This window comes from Pseudomonas sp. 102515, assembly GCF_031085165.1.
Taxonomy (GTDB): Bacteria; Pseudomonadota; Gammaproteobacteria; order Pseudomonadales; family Pseudomonadaceae; genus Chryseomonas.
In genome coordinates this window covers 486,004-503,857 of sequence record NZ_JAVHTY010000003.1, presented here as the reverse complement: position 1 = coordinate 503,857, position 17,854 = coordinate 486,004, and the positions used below count along the sequence as shown (strand labels likewise).

Below are 17,854 nucleotides of genomic sequence, written 5' to 3'. Positions count from 1 at the left end.
CCCGTTCCAGAGCCTGTTGCCGTCGTCTCCCCACGCCGGGAGCAGGCCCTGCAGGATATTCCACAATAATAGCCCCAAGGCTTGCGAGCCGGCCTTGGAGCATCACTAGCATGCTCGAGGATTCTTCATGCACTACCTAGAAATGCTCAACGACTTCCTGTCCGGCCACGTGCTCATCGTGCTGATCGTCGGCCTGGGCAGCTATTTCACCCTGCGCTCGCGATTCGTGCAGGTGCGCCATTTCCCGCACATGTTCACCGTCTTCAAGGACTCCCTGCGCAACAGCGGTGATGGCCTGAGTTCCTTCCAGGCGCTGATGCTCAGCCTGGCCGGTCGCGTCGGTGCCGGCAACATCGCCGGCGTGGGCCTGGCCGTGACCCTGGGTGGCCCCGGCGCGGTGTTCTGGATGTGGGTGACCGCCCTGGTCGGCATGGCCAGCAGCTTCTTCGAGTGCACCCTGGCGCAGGTCTACAAGCGCGCCGACGATGACGGCCTCTACGTGGGTGGTCCGGCGTACTACATCCAGCACGGCCTCGACAAGCGCTGGATGGCCCTGATCTTCTCGGGCCTGCTGCTGGTGACCTACGGCTTCGCCTTCGTCGGCCTGCAGTCCTTCACCGTGACCCATTCGCTGGAAAACGCCTTCGGCCTGCCGGTGCAGTACACCGGGATCGCCCTCGCCATCCTGCTGGGCCTGGTATTCATCGGCGGCATCAAGCGCATCGCCGCGGTCTCCGACATCCTGGTGCCGGTCAAGACCCTGGCCTACATCGCCGTCACCCTCTATGTGATCGTCACCCAGATCGACCTGGTCCCCGGCACCCTGCTGACCATCGTCAAGAGCGCCTTCGGCCTGGAGCCGGCGTTCGCCGGCCTGCTGGGCGCCGCCATCACCATGGGCGTCAAGCGTGGCGTCTTCGCCAACGAAGCCGGCCTGGGCGCTGCGCCCAATGTCGCTGCCGTGGCCGCGGTCAAGCACCCGGCCGCCCAGGGCGTGGTGCAGGCCTTCAGCGTCTTCCTCGACACCTTCGTCATCTGCACCTGCACCGCGCTGCTGATCCTGCTGTCGGGCTTCTACACCCCGGGCTTCGAGGGCGACGGTATCGTGCTGACCCAGAACTCCCTGGCCGCGGTGGTCGGTGACTGGGGCCGCATCTTCATCAGCGTCGCCCTGTCGCTGTTCGTCTTCACCTGCATCCTCTACAACATCTACCTCGGCGAGAACGGCCTGCGCTACCTGCTCGGCCGCGGCAAGGCCGTGCTGCTCGGCTATCGCGGCCTGGTGCTGGTGCTGATCTGCTGGGGCTCGATGCAGAACCTGACCACGGTGTTCGCCTTCGCCGACATCACCATGACCTGCCTGGCCTTCGTCAACCTGATCGCCCTGGCCATGCTGATCAAGGTCGGCATGCGCATCCTCAACGACTATGACGCCCAGCGCCGTGCCGGTGTCGACCAGCCGGTGTTCGATGCCGACCAGTTCCGTGACCTGGACCTGGATCGCCAGGCCTGGCCGGCGCTGGAGCGTCTGGAAGAGACCGTCGCCGAAGCCCGCGCGGCCCAGCCGCGCCAGGCGCACTGACCGCCGCCGCCAGGTCGCGCTGACCCGGACCGCGACCGTTTTCCTGCCCCCACCCTGTGTGGGGGCAGTCTTATCAGGAAGTCCCTATGAGCTCACCCTACCTGCACATCCTCTACACCGGCGGCACCATCGGCATGCAGGCGACCGCCGCCGGCCTGGCCCCCGCCGCCGGTTTCGAGGCGCGCATCGACGCCCTGCTGGCCAGCCGTCCGGCGCTGGGCACGCCGGCCTGGCGGCTGCAGGAACTGCTGCCGCTGATCGACAGCGCCAACATGACCCCCGCCGCCTGGGAGCGCATGGCCCAGGCGATCCTGGCGGCAGCCACCGACCCCGCCTGCCGCGGCGTGCTGGTGCTGCACGGCACCGACACCCTGGCCTACAGCGCCGCCGCCCTGGCCTTCCGGCTGCTGGGCCTGGCCGTTCCGGTGCTGCTGACCGGCTCCATGCTGCCGGCCGGCGTACCGGACAGCGATGCCGACGGCAACCTGGCGGACAGCTTCGCCGCCTTCGCCAGCGGGCTGGCGCCGGGGGTGCAGGTGCAATTCCATGGCGAACGGCTGCCGGCGGCACGCTGCACCAAGCAGGCCAGCAGCGGCTGGAAGGCCTTCGTGGAAAGCGCCCGGCCGCGCAGTGGCGAGGCCTTGGTCGCAACGCCAACCGCGCTGCGCTTCGACCAGCCACGTCAGCCGGTGCGGGTGGCGGTGCTGCCGCTGTTTCCGGGCGTCGACGGCGCCACCCTGCGCGGTCTGGCGGGCAGTGGCGTGCAGGGATTGGTGCTGGAGTGCTATGGCAGCGGCACGGGTCCGGCGGATGACGCCGATTTTCTCGCCGCCCTCGCCGAACTGCGTGCTGCCGGCGTCCCCGTGGTCGCCCTCAGCCAGGGCGCCCGCGGTACGGTGGAGCTGAGCACCTACGCCGCTGGCAGCGGCCTGGCCGACGCCGGGGTCCTCTCCGGCCGCGGCATGACCCGCGAAGCCGCCCTGGGCAAGCTGCACAGCCTGCTCGGCTGCGGACTGGATCGCGCGGCGGTCGCCGAGTGGATCGGGCGGAATCTGTGCGAAGAGTTGTGATCGTCGGCTAGGTGCCGGCTACCCCCTCACTGTCCGCTCAGCGCCTTACAGCGCTTCGCGCCACAGGCTCACCGCCATCTCGGCCGAGGCACCCGGCGCCACGGTGAGGACGTCGTCCATCACCCGGGCGGTCTCGATGCACAGCATGCCGGTCCAGGCGTCGTCGGCGAACTGGCTCAGGCGCGCAGCCTTGTCGATCCAGGGATTCCACAGCACCGCCGAATGGCTGTTGCGGGTCTCCACGAACAACCGGCGCCGCCACTGCGGATCGCGGATCGCCAGGCGTGCCGGCAGGCCGACATAGACCCGGTCGGTCTCGGCGGTGATGGTCGGCTCGCCGTTCTGCCGCTTGCGGGTCCAGCCGTCCAGGCAGTCGTAGTAGTCGGCATTGGCCAGACCTTCGATGCCTACCTCGCGCACGTCGCTCACGGCGAAATAGGTGTGCAGCGCCTGGCTCAGCACCAGCGGATGATCTTCCAGATTGCGTACGTTCAGGGTCAGCTCCAGGCGTTCGCCGACACTCAGGCTCAGGGTCAGCTCGGTGGCATGGGGCCAGCCCGGGGTGGTCTCGGCGGAGGTGCGGTGGTGGAAGTCCAGGCGCACCCGGTCGGTGTCCACCTCGACGCCGCCGGCCTGCCAGGCGACCTGGCGCGCCAGGCCGTGGGCCGGGGCGTCCTCGGTGGTGGTGCACATGGCCTGGACCGCGGCCGGATTCTTCAGCAGGTCGCCGAACCAGGGCCAGCAGACCGGGATACCGCCGCGGATCGGGGTAGCGGGCTCGAACACGGCTTCCGGATTGCCCCAGACGATGTCCGGTTCGCCGTCGAAGCCGTAGCGCAGCACATGGGCGCCCTGGCAGGCCACCAGGGCTTCGGCCTGGCCGACGCGGATGCGCCAGACGGGCAATTGGCCCAGTTGGATCTGTTCGACGAGGGGGGCAGCGGACATGGGATGACTCCTGGAAAAGGGAAGAGGCGACTGTAGTCCAGTCGAGGACCGGGCTCCAGCCAGCCATGGACAGCACCGGCGGCAAAATCTTCCAACGCTGGCCGCGTCTCATACCTGAGCAGCAACGCTCGGCTAGACTCCTGGCCTCCCCTCCTCAGGAATCGGTCCCGCATGTCGGCTTTCCTGCGTCTTTCCCTGCTGCTCGGCCTGGGCCTGACCCTGCCGCCCCTGGCCACCGCGGCCGATCCCCTCGACGCCGAGATCCGCGCCGCCGCCCATGCGGTGATGGCCGAGCAGGACATCCCCGGCCTGGCCGTGGGGATCACTGCTCCAGGCCTGCGTCGGCTCTACTACTTCGGCACCGCCGATCGCCGCAGCGGCCAGCCGGTGGACGCCGCCACCCTGTTCGAGATCGGCTCCCTGAGCAAGACCTACACCGCCACCCTGGGTGGCTACGCGGTGACCACGGGCCGCCTGCGGCTGGACGAGTCCGCCGCCCAGGTTCGTCCGGCCCTGGCCGGCAGCGCCATCGGGCAGGCCAGCCTGCTGCAACTGGCCACCTACAGCGCCGGCGGGCTGCCGCTGCAATTTCCCGACAGCGTCACCACCGAAGATCAGGCGGTGGCCTTCTACCGCACCTTCCAGCCGCCCTTCCCCGCCGGCAGCCGCCGCCTCTACTCCAATCCCAGCATCGGCCTGTTCGGCGCCCTGGCGGCCCAGCGACTCGACGAACCCTTCGCCACGGCCCTGCAGCGCCACGTGCTGAAACCCCTGGGCCTCAGGCATACCTATCTGCAGGTGCCGGCGGCGGCGCAGGCCCACTACGCCTGGGGCCATGGCAACAACGACCAGCCGCTGCGGGTCAATCCGGGCGTCTATGCCGAAGAGGCCTATGGCATCAAGACCACCGCGGGTGATCTGCTCGCCTTCGTCGAGGCGAATCTGAATCCTGGACGGCTGCCGGCGCCCCTGGCCAAGGCGCTCGGCGCCACCCAGCAGGGCTACTACCGCAGCGGCTCCATGACCCAGGGCCTGGGCTGGGAGGCTTATCCCTATCCGCTGGCCAAGACCCAGCTGCTGGCCGGCAACACCCCGGCGATGGCCCTGGAGCCGCAACCGGCGGACTGGCAGCACCCGCCATTGCCCGCGACAGGCGCCCGGCTGCTGAACAAGACCGGCTCCACCAACGGCTTCGGCGCCTATGCGCTGTTCGTGCCGGAGCGCCAGCTCGGCCTGGTGATCCTGGCCAACCGCAATTATCCGATCCCGGCGCGGATCGAGACGGCGTGGCGGATTTTGCAGAAGCTCAATGGCGGGGTGCAGTGAGCGAAGGTGTCATCGCGGCCATGGCGCTCCGCCGAGGCAGCCGCGCTACGGACCGCCGTAGGTTGGGTTGAGCGCAGCGAAGCCCAACATCGTCTCGGGGCCCTGGCAGTGCTGGGCTTCGACGATGGCGCTGTCTCAACCCAACCTACGGTCTATCGCCGCCAGAGCCGTGATAAGGCTTAGCCACTCGCCCGAATGACGGCGCAGCCTCATCCACGAACCCCTACGTCAAACCGCGGCCTCAAACCCCGCTCGACTCCTCGCGCCCTTCCATCGGCACCTCGTGCTCGGTGGCGTAGCCGGCATCGGCCGCCTCCAGCACGCCGTGGGCGATGCTGCAGAACAGCGAATTGACCCGGCGCATGTCGCTGAGCAGGCCCAGGTGCAGGGAGCTGGTCTCGAAGCTCTCCACCACCTGCTGGTGCAGCCGCTCGACGTGGGCATGGGCATAGCGCCGTTCCAGCAGGCGGAAGCGCTGCTTGAGTCGGCGCAGGCGGCGGGCAGCGTCCAGGTCGCCGGAGAGATAGACCGACAGGCACAGCTTGAGGCTGTCGACCAGCAGCCGGTGCAGGGCGGAGAGTTCGTCCACCCCGGAAGCCGAGAAGGAACGCCGCGCGGCGATCTTCTTGCTGTCGACGTCGCTGGCCATGCGCTCGATCAGATCGCCGGCCTGCTCCAGGTTGATCGCCAGTTCGATGGTCTCGGCCCAGCGCCGGCTGTCGCGCTCGTCCAGGTCGTCGCGCGGCATGCGCGCCAGGTACAGCTTGATCGCCGTGTAGAGGGCATCGACGTCGTCGTCGAGACGGCGCACCTCGCGGGCCAGCTGCTTGTCGCCGGCGTTGATCAGCACCAGCAGGTGCTGCAGCATCTGCTCGATGACGTCGCCCATGCGCAGCAGCTCGCGGGAGGCGTTGGTCAGCGCCAGGGCCGGCGTGTCCAGGGCGGCGGTGTCCAGGTGGCGCGGCCGCAGGATGGTCTCGGCGCTGTCCTTGGCCGGCAGCATGGCGGTGCAGAAGCGCGCCAGGGGCCCGGTGAGCGGCAGGAACAGCAGGCAGCGCACCAGGTTGTAGGCGACGTGGAAGCCGATCACCACCTCGGCGTCATTGAAGTCGTAGCCCTGCAGCCAGTCGGCCAAGAGGCCGATCCAGGGCAGCACCAGGATGCAGCCGGCGAGCTTGAACAGCAGGCTGCCCACCGCCACCCGCCGTGCTTCCACGCCCTGCTTGGCCGCGCCCATCAGCGCCAGCACGCCACTGCCCAGGTTGGCGCCCACCACCAGGCACAGCGCCACCTTGAGCGAGATGACCCCGGAGCCGGCCAGGGTGGCGGTCAGCAGTACCGCCGCCAGGCTGGAATAGGAAACCATGGCGAAGACCGCGCCGGTCAGGGCATCGAGCAACTGGTCGCCGGTCAGCGAAGAGAACAGCACCTTGACCCCGGCCGCATGGGTCATGGGCGAGGCCGCCTCGACGATGAGTTGCAGCGCCAGGATGATCAGCCCGAGGCCGATGGCGACCCGGCCGAGCTGGCCGGCGCGGGTCTGCTTGCGACCGAGAAAGAACACCACGCCAAGAAAGATCAGCAGTGGCGACAGCCAGGACAGGTCGAAGGTCAGCACCCGCGCCATCAGTGCGGTGCCCACGTCGGCGCCGAGCATGATGGCCAGTGCCGGGGTGAGCGGCACCAGGCCCTGGGCGACGAAGGAGGTCACCAGCAGCGCCGTGGCGTTGCTGCTCTGCACCAGGGCGGTGACGGCGATACCGGAAAGAAAGGCCAGCGGCATGCGCTGCATGCTGCGGCTGAGCACCCGGCGCAGGCTGGCACCGTATACCCGCAGGATGCCGGTGCGCACGATATGGGTGCCCCACACCAGCAGGGCAACGGCGGATAGCAGATTGAGCAGTGTCAGCATCGTGGCGCCCTCCCGGCGCGTGTCCAAGAGCTCCTGGCGAGCTTGTCACAAAATCGTAATGACCGTTCTGCACAGACGCACGAGCCCGAAGGCAGGGCACCTTCGGGCTCGTGGGGACTTGCTGGTTTAGGCGGCGGAGAGCCGGGTGGGTTCCGCCGCCGCGATCAGATCTGCTCCTTGCGCAGCTTGACCGCCTCGCGGGCCTTGGCCTTGCCGCGCAGGCGGATGTTGATGGCTTCCACCGCCAGCGAGAAGGCCATGGCGAAGTAGACGTAGCCCTTGGGCACGTGGACCTCGAAGGCTTCGGCGATGAGCACGGTCCCGACCACGATCAGGAAGGACAGCGCCAGCATCTTCAGGCTCGGGTGCTTGTCGATGAAATTGCTGATGGCGCCGGCCGCCAGCATCATCACCAGCACCGCGACGATGATCGCCGCGACCATCACCGGCACGTGGCTGACCATGCCGACCGCGGTGATCACCGAGTCCAGCGAGAAGACGATGTCGATGATGGCGATCTGGATGATGGTGCCGATGAAGCCGCTGCCCTTCTTCTGGGGCGCGTCCTCGTCGTGCTCGTCTTCGCCTTCCAGGCCTTCGTAGATCTCGGCACTGCTCTTCCACAGCAGGAACAGGCCGCCGAAGAAGAGGATGAGGTCACGGCCGGAGATGCCCTGGCCGAAGACGAAGAACAGGTCGGCGGTGAGGCGCATCACCCAGGTGATGGACAAGAGCAGCAGGATGCGGGTGACCATGGCCAGGGCCAGGCCGAAGAAACGGGTCCGCGCCTGCATGTGCTTGGGCATGCGGCTGACCAGGATGGAGATCATGATGATGTTGTCGATGCCCAGGACGATCTCCAGGGCCGTCAGGGTAAAGAAGGCGACCCAGATTTCCGGGTTGGTCAACCACTCCATTGCGAATCCTCTCGTAGCGAAGGCGCACTCGGGCGTGCGCTCTAATGGAAAAGGCGCATCGGATGACGCGCCGTTTTCGAACAGCCGGCAAGGCTAGTCGTACCTCTGACAAAACTCTAGCGGCTGTACAGCGGAAACACACCCAGTAACAAAGCGCCGACCAGCAGGAACATGCAGGTCACGGTGGCCCATTTCAGGGTGAAGCGCTGATGGTCGCCGAACTCCACCTTGGCCAGGCCCACCAGCAGGTAGGTCGAGGGCACCAGGGGGCTGAGCAGGTGCACGGGCTGGCCGACGATGGAGGCCCGGGCGATCTCCACCGGACTGATGCCATAGGCCGCCGCGGCCTCGGCCAGCACCGGCAGCACGCCGAAGTAGAAGGCGTCGTTGGAGATGAAGAAGGTGAACGGCAGGCTGACCAGGGCGGTGATCACCGCCATGTACGGGCCCAGGGCGTCCGGGATCACCGCCAGCAGGCCCTTGGACATGGCGTCGACCATGCCGGTACCCGAGAGGATGCCGGTGAAGATGCCCGCGGCGAAGATCAGCGAGACCACCGCCAGGACGTTTTCGGCATGGGCGGCGATGCGCTGCTTCTGCATGTTCAGGCAACGGTAGTTGACGGTCATGGCGATGCCGAAGGCGATCATGAACAGCACCGGCATCGGCAGCACGCCAACGATCAGCGCGGCCATCAGCGCCAGGGTCAGCAGGCCGTTGAACCAGCGCAGGTGCGGGCGGCGGGCCTCGGCGCACTGGGAGACGGTGACGTCGGCGCCTTCGGTCTCGCCGATCTGCAGGATGCCCAGGCGCGCGCGCTCGCTGCGGCCATAGAGGTAGGCGAGGAAGAACAGCCAGGCGATGGCCAGCAGCATCGGCGCGATCATGGGCACGAAGACGTCGGCCGGATCCACGTGCAGGGCACTGGCGGCGCGGGCGGTCGGACCGCCCCAGGGGGTCAGGTTCATCACGCCACTGGAGAGCAGCATCAGGCAGGTCATGATCAGCGGATTCATGCCCAGGCGCTTGTACAACGGGAACATGGCGGCCACGCAGATCATGTAGGTGGTCGAGCCGTCGCCGTCCAGGGAGACCACCAGGGTCAGGAAGACGGTGCCCATGGCCACCTTGAGCGGATCGCCCTTGACCAGCTTGAGGATCCAGCGCACCGCCGGATCGAACAGGCCGGTGTCGATCATCACGGCGAAGTAGAGGATCGCGAACAGCAGCATCACGCCGGTGGGCGCCAGCTTGCGGATGCCATCGAGCATCATCGGGCCGAGGGCGTCGAGCTTGACGCTGCCGAGGCTGGCGAACTCGCTGGACAGCGCCCAGGCCAGCACGGCGAAGGCGATCGGCACCATGGTCAGGGCGATCAGTGGAGACAGGCGCTTGGTCATGATCAGGTACATGAAGGTCATGACCATGGCGAAGCCGAGGAAAGTCAGCATGGGAATACCTCTGAATTTTCGCGAAGAGAAGGAAGGTTCAGCCGCGGCGCAGGGGCGCGGAGAAGGCGAAAATCCAGGGGAGACGGGCGCGCGGGGACGCCTGGAAGGACAGATACGACATGGCAAGAATCCTGGTTATTTTTGTAGGCACGTCGCCCGCTCACGGGGGCGGGTCTTGAGCGGATCCTAAGCCGTCAACCTTTCGCCAGCCTTGCGTGGTGGCGAGTGGATGTTGCCGGATGTCACGAAGCCGACACGGACGGGTGCCGTTCGCCCCGCTGCCAGCCGGGGGCGCTCAGGTGCTCGACGAAGAAATCGAGCAGCACCTGGATCTTGGTCGGGCGACTGCGCGCCGAGGGGGTCACGAAATAGAGACCGCCATGGGTCAGCTGCCAGTCCGGCAGCAGCTGCACCAACCGGCCATCGGCCAGGTAGTCGGCGGCGATGAATTCCGGCAACTCGGCGATGGCCAGGCCTTCCAGCAGCACCGGCAGCAGCGCTTCGGAGTTGGTGACGCGCAGGGGACCACGCGGCAACACGCTTTCCTCGCGACCATCGTCCCCGCTGAAGCGCCACACCTGGCTGCGCGCCCGGTAGGCATAGCTCAGGCAGGCATGTTCGGTCAGTTCCTGCGGATGTCGGGGATGCCCGTGGCGCTCGACATAGGCCGGCGCCGCCACCAGTAGCTGGCTGACCGCGCAGAGCCGCCGGGCGACCAGCGAGGAGTCGGGCAAGGCGGCGATGCGCAGAGCGGCATCGAAGCCCTCCGCCACCAGATCCACGGTGGCATCGGACAGGTGCAGATCCACCGTCAGCTGGGGATAGCGGCGCAGCAGCTCGGGCAGCAGCGGCGCCACCCAGCGCAGGCCGAAGGCCATGGGCACCGCCAGCCGTACCTGCCCACGGGGCTGCACGGCGCGCGCCTGAGCGGCGCTTTCGGTCGCCTCCGCCTGGCGATAGAGATCACCGGCCTGGGCGGCCAGCTCGCGGCCGAATGCGGTCAGCGCCAGCTGCCGCGAGGTGCGATTGAACAGCCGCCCGCCGAGGCGCTCCTCCAGGCGCGTCACCGCCCGCGAGACGGTGGCCACCGATACGCCCAGTACCCGCGCCGCAGCGGCGAAGGAACCCTCCTCGGCGACCTTGGCGAACATCGCCAGCCCTTCGAAATCCGGCAATCTGTTCATTTCATTTCTGCAACGATGACTTGCCAATCATTTTATTTTGAAAGGAGGGCTTGGTCGATAGGCTGACTCCACCTGATCACAACCTCTCGGAGATCCCGCCATGACCCTCAAGCTCACAGACAAGATCGCCCTCGTCACCGGCGCCACCAGCGGCATCGGCCTGGCCGCTGCCAAGCTCTTCGCCCAGCAGGGCGCCCACGTCATCCTTACTGGCCGGCGGCAGGCGGAACTGGAGGCCGCGGTCGCCCAGGTCGGCAACGCCACCGGCATCGCCGTGGACTCAGCCCGCCTGGACCAGCTCGATGCCCTCTATGAGCGCATCCGCCGCGAGCACGGGCGCCTCGACGTGCTCTACGTCAACGCCGGGGGTGGCAGCATGCTGCCCCTCGCCGAGGTGACCGAGGCCCACTACGACGACACCTTCGATCGCAACGTGAAGGGGGTGCTGTTCACCGTGCAGAAGGCTCTGCCGCTGCTGGCGGACCACGCCTCGGTGATCCTGGCCGGCTCCACCGCCGCCAGTACCGGCACCGCGGCCTTCAGTGTCTATGGCGCCTCCAAGGCCGCCGTGCGCGCCTTCGCCCGCAACTGGATCCTGGAACTGCAGGGCCGCGGCATCCGCATCAACACCCTGAGTCCGGGCGCCACCCGCACCCCGGGCCTGGTGGAGCTGGCCGGTCCGGATGCCGCCCAGCAACAGAGCCTGCTGGATCATCTGGCCAGCCAGATCCCCCTCGGTCGCGTCGGCGAGCCGGAGGAGATCGCCAGGGTCGCCCTGTTCCTGGCCTCCAGCGACTCCAGCTTCGTCAACGGCGCCGAACTCTTCGCCGATGGTGGCCAGGCGCAGGTCTGAACGGTGTCTTGGCGGCATGAAAAAAAGCGGACAGCGCTCAGGGCGCTGTCCGCTTCTTTTGCCGACTAAATGCGGGCGTCAGCCGCGCAGCCGCGTGTTGAGTACGGCGATATGCTCCGGGCCGATGCCGCAGCAGCCGCCGATCAGGCTCGCACCGCGCGCCTGCCAGTCCTGGGCGAAGCTCAGGTAGCCGGGCGGATCCAGGTCCGGACGCAGGGGGTCGAGGCCGTCGTTGGCGGTGGCCTCTTCCGGCTGGGGCGGGAAGGCATTGGCATAGGCGCCAAAGGGAATCTCGACACCCGCCGCGGCGAACGTCGCCCGTGCGGTATCCAGCGCCGCGGCCATCACCTCGGGCTGGCTGCAATTGAACAGCAGCGCCCCGGCGCCCAGCTCCACCGCCAGCTGCGCGGCCGCGGCCACCGGCTCGCCGGACCTCAGCCGTGGGGTCTCGTCGACGTCTTCGTCCTTCAGGGTGAAGGACAGCCACAGCGGCTTGCCATCCCCGGGCAGCCCGGCGGCGATGGCGCGCACCTCGGCCAGGGCGCTCTGGGTTTCCGCCAGCCAGAGATCGACATGGGGCGCCAGGCCGCGGATCAGGGGCTGCAGCAGCTCGTCCACCCGCGCCGGCTCGAACAGATCGGGACGATAGGAGCCGAACAGCGGCGGCAGCGAACCCGCCACCCGCACCCGCTGACCACTGGCCACCACGGCCTGCCGTGCCAGCTGGCCGGCCCGCGCGGCCAGGGCCTCGCCTTCTGCCGCGAAGCGCTCTTCGCCGATATGGAAGGGCACCACCGCATAGCTGTTGCTGGTGATCACCTGGGCACCTGCCTCGATGTAGGCACGATGCACCGCTTCCACCTGCTCGGGCGCCTCGCTCAGGGCCAGGGCCGACCACTCCGGCTGGCGAAAGGGCGCGCCGCGGCGCTGCAGTTCGCGGCCCATGCCACCGTCGAGCAGAACAAGATTCATGTTGGCCATATAGCTATTTCACTTTTCCTTATAACCAAAACAGAGTTCAATATCGGTTCTCATATCTCTCTAATACCAGGCCCTCTTTCCCTTTGCAAAGGACGCCCCATGAGAACCGCTCTGCTATCGGCCCTCGGCCTGACCCTGGCGCTGGTCGCCACCTCGGCCTCGGCCGGCGCCACCCTGGACCGCATCAAGGCCAAGGGCGAGCTGGTCAATGTGCTCATGGAGAGCTATCCGCCCTTCTCCCAGCTCAATGCCCAGAACCAGCTGGAAGGCTTCGACGTTGACGTGGCCAAGGCGGTGGCCGACAAGCTCGGCGTCAAGCTGCGCCTGGAAACCCCTTCCTGGGACGTGATCGCCGCCGGTCGCTGGAGCGGTCGCTACGACGTCTGCATCTGCTCCATGACGCCCAGCCAGGCGCGCGCCCAGGTATTCGATTTCCCGGTCGACTACTACGCCTCGCCGGCGGTGATCGTGGTCAATGCCAGTGACGACCGCATCGAGGGCGCCAAGGACCTCTCCGGCAAGAAGGTCGGCGTCACCAGCGCCTCTTCCTACGAGAGCTACCTGAACAAGGACCTGATCATCGAAGGCCAGGAAGATCAGCCGCTGAGCTATCCCTTCGACCAGGTGCAGGTGGTGCCCTTCCCCGACGACAATGTCGCCTTCCAGGACCTGGGCCTGGGTGCCGGTAAGCGCCTGGATGCGGTGCTGACCAACTTGGTGACCGCCCAGCCGCGCCTGGCTCAGGACGCCAAGTTCAAGCTGGCCGGCGCACCGCTCTATGCCGAGCCCAACGCCGTGGCCATCGAGAAGGGTGACCCGGAATTCGCCGCCAGGCTGCGCGAGATCATCGAGGGGCTGCGCCAGGATGGCACCCTGAAGCGGATCTCCGACAAGTGGATCGGTGCCGACATCAGCCAATGAGTCAGCTACCACCCCCGGTCGAATCGCGTCCGCTGCTGAGCTTTCGTACCCGTGTCTGGCTGACCTGGCTGGCGCTGCTGGCCGGGGGCGTGGTCTTCGTGCTTGGCTTCGACCTCAAGTTCGCCAGCGTCTGGCCGCGCCTGCCCAACCTGGTGGGCTGGCGCCTGGGGCCCAGCGGCTTCCTGCAGGGCGCGGCCCTGACGCTGTTCCTCAGCCTCAGCTCCATCCTGGTGTCGGTGCTGCTCGGCTTCGCCGCGGCCCTGGGCCGGCTGTCGTCCAGCGCCCTGGCCTATGGCGTGGCGACCTTCTACGCCTCCTTCTTTCGTGGCACCCCGCTGCTGATCCAGATCCTGCTGATCTACCTGGGCCTGCCGCAGATCGGCGTGGTGCCCGGCGCCATCAGCGCCGGCATCCTCGCCCTGTCGCTGAACTACGGCGCCTACCTCAGCGAGATCTTTCGCGCCGGCCTGCTCGGCGTCCCCGCCGGTCAGCGCGAGGCGGCCCGGGCCCTGGGCCTGTCGCCGCGGGTGATCTTCTGGCGCGTCACCCTGCCCCAGGCCATGCGCAGCATCATCCCGCCCACCACCAGCCAGTTCATCTCCATGCTCAAGGACTCCTCCCTGGTCTCGGTCATGGGTGTCTGGGAGGTGATGTTCCTCGCCCAGTCCTATGGCCGCTCCAGCTATCGCTACCTGGAAATGCTGACCACCGCGGCGGTGCTCTACTGGCTGATGTCCCTGGCCATGGAGTTCATGCAGTCGCGCCTGGAGCGGCACTATGGGAAGGCGTATCGGGGGCGTTAAAGCCTCCTACTACGCCTTCCAGGCCATGCTAGCCCTTTGATGCCAAACCCGCTTTCAGTGAATCAGGTCACAACGTCTCTGGAGCAAGCCTCTACCATTCCCTCCTCCTAAATTTTCGCTTCGGAAAGGACTCGTCATGAAGCCTCGTCATCGCCTTGCCGTTCTCTGCCTGGGTGGCAGCCTCGCCGTCACCGGCTGCTCCAACCTGTCGCAGAACGAATGGCTCAATCAGGAAAACGTCGGCACCGTGGTCGGGGCGGCGGCCGGCATCCTTATCGGCAGCCAGATCGGTGGTGGCAGTGGCCGTACCGCCGCCATGCTGGCCGGCGCCCTCGCCGGTGGCGCCCTGGGCAAGACCCTCGGGGCCAAGCTCGACCAGCGTGATCGCGAGGCCCTGGCCGTGCAGACGCAAAAGGCGCTGGAGCACGCCCAGGATGGTCAGGTGACCACCTGGACCTCCGACCACAGCGGCGCCACCGCCCGCATCGTGCCGGTGGCGACCGAGACCGAAGCCCGCCAGGTGGCGGTCAAGCGCACGCCCAAGGTGCAGAAGGTCGAGCAGTTGACCCTGCTCAACAAGCCCTATCAGTCGATCAAGTCGGCCAATCTGCGCGCCGCACCCAACGACAATGCCGCCAAGGTCGGCGGACTGCCCACGGGTACGCGCTTCACCGCCCTGGGCCGTACCGGCAACGACTGGATCGCCGTGGGCCGCAAGGGCGTGACCATCGGCTATGTCTATGCGCCCCTGGTCACTCCCGCAACCGCCGCCAACGTGGCGACCGCTGGCAAGACCCAGGTTCAGCCAGCGCCCGCGGTCGATTTGGATGCCCTGGACGTGGCCAGCGCCAAGCAGCAGGGCGTGGACCTCGACGCCGCCGATCTCGATGCCGCGCCGGTGCAGGACAAGGTCGCCGCCAAGACCACCTGCCGCACCCTGAACTACAGCCTGAGCCAGGACGGTCAGCAGGATCAGCAGACCACCAAGGCCTGCCAGGCCGCTGACGGTGCCTGGGAACTGATCTAAGGAAGGATGACCATGAAACCCACCCTGCTGGCCCTGACGCTGCTGGCCACGGCCACGGCTGCCCAGGCCGAAAGCACTCGCCTCGCCTATTCCAAGGCCGAAGACGTCGAGGTCTTCGTCGATCACTCTGCAGCCGCCTGGTGCGCGCCCGATCTGGCGCTGCGCTTCGTCTATGGCAAGCCCGCCGAGGCCGTTGCCGTCGAACGCCTGATGCCCAAGATCGGCGCGCTGCTGGGCAAGCAGTGCGACCAGGCCGAACGCCTGAACTGGACGGCCACCGGCACCACCGACGCCCGGCTGAACGGCACGGCCACCAAGGCCACGGCCTGGACGGCGCAGGTACAGCATCCGGCTGCGCTGACGACAGCGCCTGCCGTTGCCGAAGTCCCGGTCGAGCCGCCCAAGGCGACGCCGCCTGCCGACGCGCCCGCTGCGGCGGCGCCTGAGACGGCCAGGCCCGCCACTCCGCCGGTAGTCCCAGAGGCACCGGCATCCGCAGCTCCGCCGGCCCCGGTTGCTGAGTCGGCACCTGCCGCGCCGGCCAAGGTCGAGCCTGCACCTGCAGCAGCCGAGGCGCCTGCCGGTCAGATCGCCACCGATTTCGATGTCGCCGGCTGGCGCCCGGGCGATGGCGAAGCCGAACTGGCCAAGAGCGACTTCATCACCGCCCTCAAGGACAGCCAGGGTTGCGCCTTCCGCGTACCCTTCAAGGTCGAGGAAGACAGCCGCTACCTGCAGGTTCGCTCCAGTGGTATCCATTGCGAGAACGGCCTGGCCCAGGGCGAGGGTGAGCTCGCCCTGGAGCGGAGCGACGGCAAGCAGTTGCAGCGCTGGAAGGGTTTCTTCCTCAACGGACTGCCGCTGGACGACCCCCTGCCTCCCCTGCGGTTTGTCGGTTTCGATGATCAGAAGCGCGCCCTGTTCCTGCTGGCTAGCGACCCGGCCACCGCCAGCTACAGCCTCTTGCGGCTGCGCTACTCCTATCAGCGGGGTTGGCTGGTGAACTATCCAACGGTCCTCTTCGTGACAGCCGATAGCGAGCAATTCCGCCAGCTTTCACGGATCCAGCCCATCATCGAGCAGATCCAGCGCCAGATCTCGGCACTAAAGACAGGCATCCAGCAATTCTCCGTTCTTGCCATGCGGGATTTCCACAAAGGCTCTACGCAACAGCCATGGGATAGCGGCGAGGTCAGCCAGGACTACTGGCTCTACGAGGTTGCCATCGGTCAGAACTGGCGCAACAAGGCCTGGCAATTCAATCCCGAACAGGCCACCAACTACCTTTTCCGCTGGGACGAGAAGCAGGTGCGCCAGCGCGAGCAGGCCGCACGTGAGCGGGAGCGTGAAGCCCAGCAGGCCCGACTGCAGGTTGCGTTCAAAGCCCGCCAGCAACTAGGCCTCTACCAAGCCTTGGCTGAACAGGCCCGGTCCAATCCGCAGGGACTGTTGGCAAGTCAGGTCAACGATGTGGACTACATGCCGGGCAGTGGTGGCGACTATGGCGACCTGGTGCGTGGCGCTACCCATCCCGTACGCCTGATCGCCAGGGTCACCAAGACGAATAGCGACGGCTGGACCCTCGACTATCCTTATCCGATCCAGGCGCAGGTACCAACCGGCGCCCCGGCCAAGACCGGCTGGTATGTCCTGAGCGGCACCCTGCAGCTCGATCCGAAGGCACGTGATGTCGACGACCTACCCCTGACGCACCTGACGGCCAAGGTCGTGCAGCCCTGCACCAGCGAAGGCTGCAGCGACCTGCGCGATCCCCTGGCGCTGGCACGGGTGCAATTCGAAGATCCCGCCTGGACCCCCGAGGCGGCCCGCCAACAGCTCAAGGATGCCGGTCTCGGCGAGGAGCGCTTCTGATGAAACGGACTCTCAATGTCAAACTCCTGGCCGGTGCGGCGCTGGTCGTGGTGGTCGGTGGCTATTTCGGTCTCAAGGCCTACGCCGCTCATGTCGCCGATGGACGTCTGCGCGACTGGCTGTTCGAACACCGCCTGCAGGACAGGATCAGCTGGCAGTCGCTGTCCTCCTCACCGCTGGGCGGCACGATCGAGCTGCACGAGGTGCGCATCAGCGATGGGCCGAGCATCGCCCAGTTGACCCTCTCCGACCTCGAGGACGAACCCGCTCACCGCCGGGCCGATGTCCAGTTCGAAGGCGTGGCTTTTCCACCCGACGCCAAGGGGCGCTCGACGGCGCTGCACCTGCCTCTGGTTGGCGGTCTGCTGCTCGCCAGCGGACGTGCCGAACTGGCGCCCTTTTCCGGCCGGCTGAAATGGAACGTCGAGGATGAGCTGGCGGACATCGGCCTGACCCTGGACCTGCCGGAGCTGCTGGACGTGGAGGCGAGCCTGTCGCTGGCGCAGGTTCGCCGCCTGGCCGAAGACCTGAGTGATATGGCCGAAAATGGCCAGCAGGTTGGCCAGCGCGGTCTGCTGTCATCCTTCGGCCTGCTGGGCAAGCTGCAGCAGAGCGCGCAACGCGCCGAGCTCAAGGGCTTGCAGGTGGACGTCAAGGATCAGGGCTATTTCAAGCGCAGCCTGGCCCTGACCCGTCGCTACCTGCCGCTCGACCCTACCGCGGGCGACTTCGACAAGCAGCGTGACCGGGCCTTGGCCGCCGCGCACCAGCAGCAGCGCAATGACTGCCTGCAGGACTTCCAGAACCTGGGTGCGCGCGGCAAGGACCTCTGCAAAGGCCTGGTCGATCTGGCCTCCGGGGAGGAAGACGGTCTGCGGGTAAGCCTTGCGCCCCAGGAACGCGTGCGTCTGGGCGATACCCTGGAAGTCGCGCTGACCGCGGCCCTGGATCCTGCAGGCGCCGCCGGATTGCTGGACCGCCTCAACCTGGAGTCGAAAAGCCTCTGA

15 protein-coding genes are annotated in these 17,854 nt (G+C 67.3%); 9 read left to right on the top strand and 6 right to left on the bottom strand.

Annotated elements, in window-relative coordinates; genetic code table 11:
- Nucleotides 1-127: 127 nt before the first annotated feature.
- Nucleotides 128-1,582 carry an alanine/glycine:cation symporter family protein gene (locus RCF34_RS13690; protein ID WP_308708652.1) on the top strand — a complete coding sequence of 485 codons (1,455 nt, stop codon included), beginning with the start codon at nt 128-130 and terminating at the stop codon, nt 1,580-1,582.
- An 86-nt stretch (nt 1,583-1,668) separates the two neighbouring features.
- On the top strand, nt 1,669-2,652 hold the full coding sequence (locus RCF34_RS13685; RefSeq protein ID WP_308708651.1) for an asparaginase: 984 nt from the start codon (nt 1,669-1,671) through the stop codon (nt 2,650-2,652).
- A gap of 45 nt (nt 2,653-2,697) precedes the next feature.
- On the opposite strand, the gene RCF34_RS13680 is transcribed toward RCF34_RS13685, so the two are convergent.
- On the bottom strand, nt 2,698-3,600 hold the full coding sequence (locus RCF34_RS13680; RefSeq protein WP_308708650.1) for a D-hexose-6-phosphate mutarotase: 903 nt from the start codon (nt 3,598-3,600) through the stop codon (nt 2,698-2,700).
- Nucleotides 3,601-3,771: 171 nt separating this feature from the next.
- Here RCF34_RS13680 and ampC point away from each other — a divergent pair, with 171 nt between their 5' ends.
- Nucleotides 3,772-4,926 carry a class C beta-lactamase gene (gene ampC / locus RCF34_RS13675; RefSeq protein WP_308708649.1) on the top strand — a complete coding sequence of 385 codons (1,155 nt, stop codon included), beginning with the start codon at nt 3,772-3,774 and terminating at the stop codon, nt 4,924-4,926.
- Nucleotides 4,927-5,167: 241 nt separating this feature from the next.
- On the opposite strand, the gene RCF34_RS13670 is transcribed toward ampC, so the two are convergent.
- The 4 genes from RCF34_RS13670 to RCF34_RS13655 all read right to left on the bottom strand — a co-directional run bounded on the left by RCF34_RS13670 (nt 5,168) and on the right by RCF34_RS13655 (nt 10,390).
- Complete coding sequence (locus RCF34_RS13670; protein ID WP_308708647.1) at nt 5,168-6,838, bottom strand: Na/Pi cotransporter family protein; 1,671 nt, start codon at nt 6,836-6,838, stop codon at nt 5,168-5,170.
- 164 nt (nt 6,839-7,002) lie between these two features.
- Nucleotides 7,003-7,755: a TerC family protein gene (locus RCF34_RS13665; RefSeq protein WP_273805552.1), complete on the bottom strand. Its 753-nt coding sequence runs from the start codon at nt 7,753-7,755 to the stop codon at nt 7,003-7,005.
- A 116-nt stretch (nt 7,756-7,871) separates the two neighbouring features.
- Nucleotides 7,872-9,206, bottom strand: coding sequence for a CitMHS family transporter (locus RCF34_RS13660; protein ID WP_308708645.1), 1,335 nt, complete (start codon nt 9,204-9,206; stop codon nt 7,872-7,874).
- A 242-nt stretch (nt 9,207-9,448) separates the two neighbouring features.
- Nucleotides 9,449-10,390 (bottom strand): LysR family transcriptional regulator, encoded by a 942-nt coding sequence (locus tag RCF34_RS13655; RefSeq protein ID WP_308708644.1) that lies wholly within the window; start codon nt 10,388-10,390, stop codon nt 9,449-9,451.
- Between the two features lie 100 nt (nt 10,391-10,490).
- Here RCF34_RS13655 and RCF34_RS13650 point away from each other — a divergent pair, with 100 nt between their 5' ends.
- Nucleotides 10,491-11,243: an SDR family oxidoreductase gene (locus RCF34_RS13650; protein ID WP_308708643.1), complete on the top strand. Its 753-nt coding sequence runs from the start codon at nt 10,491-10,493 to the stop codon at nt 11,241-11,243.
- Nucleotides 11,244-11,321: 78 nt separating this feature from the next.
- Here the strand turns inward: RCF34_RS13650 and RCF34_RS13645 are convergent, their stop codons facing one another.
- The gene (locus tag RCF34_RS13645; protein ID WP_308708642.1) at nt 11,322-12,224 is read right to left on the bottom strand and encodes a homocysteine S-methyltransferase family protein; all 903 of its coding nucleotides are present in this window, start codon (nt 12,222-12,224) and stop codon (nt 11,322-11,324) included.
- Between the two features lie 99 nt (nt 12,225-12,323).
- On the opposite strand from RCF34_RS13645, the gene RCF34_RS13640 reads away from it, so the two are divergent.
- The 5 genes from RCF34_RS13640 (at nt 12,324) to RCF34_RS13620 (ending at nt 17,854) form a co-directional block, all read left to right on the top strand.
- Entirely contained in the window at nt 12,324-13,145 is an 822-nt protein-coding gene (locus RCF34_RS13640; RefSeq protein WP_308708641.1) for a transporter substrate-binding domain-containing protein, read from the top strand.
- On the top strand, nt 13,142-13,948 hold the full coding sequence (locus tag RCF34_RS13635; protein WP_308708640.1) for an amino acid ABC transporter permease: 807 nt from the start codon (nt 13,142-13,144) through the stop codon (nt 13,946-13,948). Before RCF34_RS13640 ends, RCF34_RS13635 begins: the two co-directional genes overlap by 4 nt.
- A gap of 136 nt (nt 13,949-14,084) precedes the next feature.
- Nucleotides 14,085-14,975 (top strand): SH3 domain-containing protein, encoded by an 891-nt coding sequence (locus tag RCF34_RS13630; protein ID WP_308708639.1) that lies wholly within the window; start codon nt 14,085-14,087, stop codon nt 14,973-14,975.
- Between the two features lie 12 nt (nt 14,976-14,987).
- Complete coding sequence (locus RCF34_RS13625) at nt 14,988-16,847, top strand: hypothetical protein (protein ID WP_308708638.1); 1,860 nt, start codon at nt 14,988-14,990, stop codon at nt 16,845-16,847.
- Nucleotides 16,847-17,854: a hypothetical protein gene (locus tag RCF34_RS13620; protein WP_308708637.1), complete on the top strand. Its 1,008-nt coding sequence runs from the start codon at nt 16,847-16,849 to the stop codon at nt 17,852-17,854. Before RCF34_RS13625 ends, RCF34_RS13620 begins: the two co-directional genes overlap by 1 nt.

Excerpts from the sequence above, each read along its gene's own strand:
- RCF34_RS13690 (WP_308708652.1), top strand. The coding sequence starts at position 128 with ATGCACTACCTAGAAATGCTCAACGACTTCCTGTCCGGCCACGTGCTC.
- RCF34_RS13685 (WP_308708651.1), top strand. The coding sequence starts at position 1,669 with ATGAGCTCACCCTACCTGCACATCCTCTACACCGGCGGCACCATCGGC.
- RCF34_RS13680 (WP_308708650.1), bottom strand. The coding sequence starts at position 3,600 with ATGTCCGCTGCCCCCCTCGTCGAACAGATCCAACTGGGCCAATTGCCC.
- ampC (WP_308708649.1), top strand. The coding sequence starts at position 3,772 with ATGTCGGCTTTCCTGCGTCTTTCCCTGCTGCTCGGCCTGGGCCTGACC.
- RCF34_RS13670 (WP_308708647.1), bottom strand. The coding sequence starts at position 6,838 with ATGCTGACACTGCTCAATCTGCTATCCGCCGTTGCCCTGCTGGTGTGG.
- RCF34_RS13665 (WP_273805552.1), bottom strand. The coding sequence starts at position 7,755 with ATGGAGTGGTTGACCAACCCGGAAATCTGGGTCGCCTTCTTTACCCTG.
- RCF34_RS13660 (WP_308708645.1), bottom strand. The coding sequence starts at position 9,206 with ATGCTGACTTTCCTCGGCTTCGCCATGGTCATGACCTTCATGTACCTG.
- RCF34_RS13655 (WP_308708644.1), bottom strand. The coding sequence starts at position 10,390 with ATGAACAGATTGCCGGATTTCGAAGGGCTGGCGATGTTCGCCAAGGTC.
- RCF34_RS13650 (WP_308708643.1), top strand. The coding sequence starts at position 10,491 with ATGACCCTCAAGCTCACAGACAAGATCGCCCTCGTCACCGGCGCCACC.
- RCF34_RS13645 (WP_308708642.1), bottom strand. The coding sequence starts at position 12,224 with ATGGCCAACATGAATCTTGTTCTGCTCGACGGTGGCATGGGCCGCGAA.
- RCF34_RS13640 (WP_308708641.1), top strand. The coding sequence starts at position 12,324 with ATGAGAACCGCTCTGCTATCGGCCCTCGGCCTGACCCTGGCGCTGGTC.
- RCF34_RS13635 (WP_308708640.1), top strand. The coding sequence starts at position 13,142 with ATGAGTCAGCTACCACCCCCGGTCGAATCGCGTCCGCTGCTGAGCTTT.
- RCF34_RS13630 (WP_308708639.1), top strand. The coding sequence starts at position 14,085 with ATGAAGCCTCGTCATCGCCTTGCCGTTCTCTGCCTGGGTGGCAGCCTC.
- RCF34_RS13625 (WP_308708638.1), top strand. The coding sequence starts at position 14,988 with ATGAAACCCACCCTGCTGGCCCTGACGCTGCTGGCCACGGCCACGGCT.
- RCF34_RS13620 (WP_308708637.1), top strand. The coding sequence starts at position 16,847 with ATGAAACGGACTCTCAATGTCAAACTCCTGGCCGGTGCGGCGCTGGTC.